Annotated in this window: 3 protein-coding genes; all 3 read left to right on the top strand. The window is 72.2% G+C overall.

Annotated features, from left to right (window positions below; all coding sequences use genetic code 11):
• Nucleotides 1-83: 83 nt before the first annotated feature.
• On the top strand, nucleotides 84-1,310 hold the full coding sequence (locus AC1DYN_RS31770; RefSeq protein ID WP_477966670.1) for a hypothetical protein: 1,227 nt from the start codon (nucleotides 84-86) through the stop codon (nucleotides 1,308-1,310).
• 20 nt (nucleotides 1,311-1,330) lie between these two features.
• Nucleotides 1,331-2,341, top strand: a complete 1,011-nt coding sequence (locus tag AC1DYN_RS31765) for a hypothetical protein (protein WP_477966668.1) — start codon at nucleotides 1,331-1,333, stop codon at nucleotides 2,339-2,341.
• Nucleotides 2,338-3,642, top strand: a 1,305-nt coding sequence (locus AC1DYN_RS31760) for a hypothetical protein (RefSeq protein WP_477966666.1), incomplete at its 3' end; no start/stop codon positions are given. The genes AC1DYN_RS31765 and AC1DYN_RS31760, both read left to right, overlap by 4 nt.

Raw genomic sequence — 3,642 nt, 5'->3', positions numbered from 1 at the left:
GGCACCGCCACCGCTGCCGCCGATGCCGGCGCTGCCGCCGGTGCCCGGCGTGACCGCGCCGGCGCGCTGAAAGAGGCACGACCATGGCCACGCCGCAAGACGACCGCCTGCTGCCGCTGATCCGCCAGCGCGTGAAGGAGGGCCTGCTCGCCAGCCCCGCCTATGCGCGCATGAGCGCCGAGCAGCGGCTGGGCGTCGCGCGCGACACCGTCCAGGCCTTCCACTACATCCTTGGCGGCGCCGACGGCCAGACGCGTCCGGACCAGGTGACGCTGGCAGGCCAGACGCCGGTGACGGCACTGGCCGGCAAGCAGGCGTTTCCCGAGGGCGACACGGCCGGCCAGCGCTTCGGCGAGAGCGGCGCCGTCGCGGCCCGGCAGGGCAGCGACGCGTTCACCGAGATGGTGCAGAAGGTCGACTTCCCGCAGTTCGTCGCCGGGCTGATCGACGGCGTGTTCGGCGCGATCGTCAACTCGTCGATCCAGCAGATGGAGGCCTATGCCGAGCTGGTGAAGAACGTCAGCAAGTCGGTCAGCCAGTACATGAAGGACAACGTCAGCGAGAACAATGCGCGCGACTACCTGGCCGACCGCTACCCCGAGCATTTCGAGATCGACATCAGCAGCGACAAGCCCAAGGTGCGCCAGCGCCAGGGCGCGAGCGACGAGAGCCTGCCCGACCTGCAGGCCGACCTCGGGCTCGAGGAGCCGGTGACGTCGCTCGACGACGACCTGATCGAGGAGAAGCTGGTGCCGGCCGCGCGCCGCCGCATGGCGCTGGACCGCCAGCAGCTGCTCGCGACGATGGTGATGATGGGCGTCAACCGGCTGGTCGTGACCAACGGCTCGATCGAGGCCTCGTGCATGTTCGAGCTGAACACGACCGACGCCGTGCGCCGCAAGATGAAGCAGGAGCGCTCGGCCGACTGGCATTCGCAGAACAAGGCCGAGGCCGGCTACTCGGGCAGCTACAGCAGCTCGCGCTCGGGCTTCCTGGGGCTGGGCGCCAAGCGCAAGCTCAACCAGAACTGGTACGGCAAGTCGAGCGCCGAGGACTCGGCCAACTTCTCGGTCAACACGACGCGCAGCGAGGACTCCGAGGCCAAGGTGCAGATGCACGCGAAGCTGGCCGGCAAGGTCAACGTGCAGTTCAAGAGCGACTACTTCCCGATGGAGCGAATGGTCGACGTGATGCAGATCAACGCGATCCGCAGCAAGACGCCCGCCGGCCAGGAACAGCCCGCCGCCGCACCCGGCACGCCCGGCGCCAAGGCGCCGGCGCCTGCGCCCGCGCCGGCGGTCACGCGCTGACGGAGCACGGAGCCACGACCATGGTTCGCCGCGCCAGCCCCGATGTGCTCGCCGCCGCGCTGCGCGACGTGCATCGCCTGCTCGCGCGCCTGTCGATGCCGCAATCGCTGGCCGACGATCCGCTGCGCCTGGCCTTGCCCGCGCTGCCGAACCCGACCACGACGGCGCCGCAGCCCGAGGTGCTGACCGCCTATGCGGCGCTCTACCTGCAGGCCGAGCTCGAGGAGGCCGGCGTGCTGCCGGCCGTCGACGCGCTGGTCGAGCAGCGCCAGGGCCTGGCGCTGCAGGACCGCGCGGCGGCGCAGAAGCTCGACCGGCTGGCCTTCAGCGCACGCGACTACCCGAGCCGCAACGAGCGCGCGACGATCTTCGCGCGGCTGTTCGGCCTGGGCACCGCGGCCGTGCGCGGCCTGCAGGCGTCGCGCTCGGTGCTCGGCGGCTGGGGCCATGACGACGGCGCACGGCTCGACTTCCAGCAGCGCCTCGTGCGCTTCGCCACGGCAGTCGTGCGCGCCGACCTCGAGCGCCAGCGCACGCCCACCGGTGGCCAGGCCGGGCTCATCAGCCAGGCCGCGTGGCGCGCCGCCGCGCAGGACCTGCTCGCGCTCGTCGCCGCCGCGCCGGCCGGCTCGATCGTGCAATGGGCACGGCGCATCCACCAGCGCAGCCTGCAGGCCTTCGAGCTGCTGGGCGACGCCGGCCTGATGCGCCAGCTCGGCTCGCGCTCGGCATGGGACAGCTTGAGCAGGCTGTTGCCCGAAGAGGGCGCGGCGCGCCGTGACGCGGCGGCGCGCCGCGGTGCCGCCGGCCAGCAGCTGCTGCGCACGCTGGCCACGGTGTTCGAGCTCGAGTTCCCCGAGGCCGACGCCGTGCAGGCCGCGCTGCGCTGRCTGGCGGCCAGCGGCCTGCCGGTGCCGAACCCGCTGCCGCAGTACCAGAACCTCGCGCCGTCGCGCGTGCCCGGGACGGCGTTCTCGCTGTCGTCCGACGTGTCTCGCGCAGCGATCGCGAGAGCGCGGAGGCGCGCATGAGCATCGCCATGCTCGCCCGTCCGGCGCGGCCCGTGCAACGAGCGGCGCCACCTCGCCCGAAGTCGACGCCGCCGGGCTCGCTGGCGAGATCTGTCGCACTGAGCGGCGCGTTCGCCACGCCGCCCGATCCGAAAGGCATCCTGCCGACGCCGGCGACCGACGCGCTGGTGCGCACCCAGGTGCGCAGCCTGCTCGAGGCGACGCCGTCGTACCACCAGCTCGCCGAGGACGACCGCCACGGCCTGGAGGAAAAGCTCGCGCGCGTGGCCGGTTACGCGGCCGAATGCCTGCGCGACATCTACTGGCAGTCGGAGCGCCTGGGCCAGACGCCGGTGCTGAAGGAGACCCGCACGAGCCGCCCGGTGTCCGCGCAAGGGCAGTCGGCGCAGGAAAAGTCGGCGGGGCACGACCCGGCCCTGGTGCCGGCTCCTGCGGCCGCGCCGCCGCTGGCCCGGTCGCAGGCGAACGACTTCGCGCCGCGGGCGGCGAGCCAGATCGGCAACGTGACGCAGCAGACCCTGCGTGCGATCGCCTTCCCGACCTTCGTCGCCGACCTGATCCGCGGCACCTTCGACGCCATCTTCCAGACCACGGTCAAGCAGATGGAGGCGTTCGGGAAGCTGCTGTCGAACGTCTCGAAGACGGTCGACCAGTTCATGGAAGACAACGTCACCGACGAGCAGGCGCACGGCTGGCTGGCCGAGACCTATCCGCGCCACCTGACGGTGCGCGGCGGCAAGGCGGTGCCGCGCGGCGGCGCCGAGGAGCTGCCGCCGCCCGACTTCGAACGCGAGCTGCACGTCAGCGGCAGCCTCGACGAATCGTCGATCGAGGAGACGCTGCTGCCGGCCGCGCGCCGGCGCCTGGCCGAGACGCGACTGCAGATGCTGTCGACGATGGTGCTGCTGGGCATCAACCGCATCGTCGTCACGGCCGGCAAGATCCGCGCGACGATGGCCTTCCACATCGACACCAGCGACAGCGCGTTCGAGCGCACGGCCGAGGACGTCGACGCGCGCGTGGCGATGCGCGGCCACTACAACGCGCTCGTCTGGGGCGTCGAGGCGTCGGCCTCGCTGGCGTACGTCAGCAGCAAGCGCGCCGGCAGCGATGCCGAGATCAACACCTCGACCGACCTGACCGGCGAGGTCGAGCTGCACTTCAAGAGCGACTACTTCCCGGTCGAGCGCTTCGCCAATGCCGGCGCCTTGCGCACGATCTCGGGCAACACGGCCGTGCCCGAGGCCAACCCGCCGCCGACCTTCGCGCCGCCGCGGGTCGGCGCAGCGCCGCCGGTCGAG

This window comes from Rhizobacter sp. P2_D12, from assembly GCF_056404395.1.
This window is presented reverse-complemented; position numbering and strand designations above follow the sequence as displayed.

Excerpts from the sequence above, each read along its gene's own strand:
- AC1DYN_RS31770 (WP_477966670.1), top strand. The coding sequence starts at position 84 with ATGGCCACGCCGCAAGACGACCGCCTGCTGCCGCTGATCCGCCAGCGC.